The sequence below is a fragment of the Vibrio sp. 03_296 genome, from assembly GCF_002265885.1.
Window position 1 is genome coordinate 1 of the sequence record NZ_NPKW01001115.1, and the last position, 665, is coordinate 665.

At 43.3% G+C, this 665-nt stretch carries 2 rRNA genes; both read right to left on the bottom strand.

Going from position 1 to position 665, the window contains the following annotated elements:
• A 16S ribosomal RNA gene (locus CIK04_RS30180) occupies positions 1-102 on the bottom strand; the annotation flags it as partial.
• Between the two features lie 294 nt (positions 103-396).
• Positions 397-512 (bottom strand): 5S ribosomal RNA (gene rrf / locus CIK04_RS30185).
• Positions 513-665: the final 153 nt, after the last annotated feature.

Below are 665 nucleotides of genomic sequence, written 5' to 3' on the forward strand. Positions count from 1 at the left end.
CTCGCCACCCGAGAAACAAGTTTCTCTGTGCTGCCGCTCGACTTGCATGTGTTAGGCCTGCCGCCAGCGTTCAATCTGAGCCATGATCAAACTCTTCAATTAAAAGTTTTTTGAAGCTTTCGCTTCGGCTCAATGAATACTGAATAAATTGACTGTGCCGATACTTAGTATCGTTTTGGTCACTCAGTTCATTGATAAATCTTTTGGATTATCATCAACGAGTGCCCACACAGATTGATAGGTTTATATTGTTAAAGAGCTTTGCTTTCAGCGCCTTAGCACTTAAGCGAGGTGCGTATAATACGCGATTGACTCTGGAAGTCAACATAAAACTCTAAGCTTTTTTGCTTAAAACTTTATGGTGACTCGTCTAATTAAAGACAAGCCGAATTAAAAGCCTGGCGATGTTCTACTCTCACATGGGGAAACCCCACACTACCATCGACGCTATTTCGTTTCACTTCTGAGTTCGGAATGGGTTCAGGTGGGTCCAAAACGCTATGGTCGCCAAGCAAATTCTTAAAATTCGGAAAGCTGTTTGCGTTCTCTACACATTCAATTCGTTCTTGCTTTGAGTCCATCAAAACCCTTTGGGTGTTGTATGGTTAAGCCTCACGGGCAATTAGTACAGGTTAGCTCAACGCCTCACAGCGCTTACACACCCT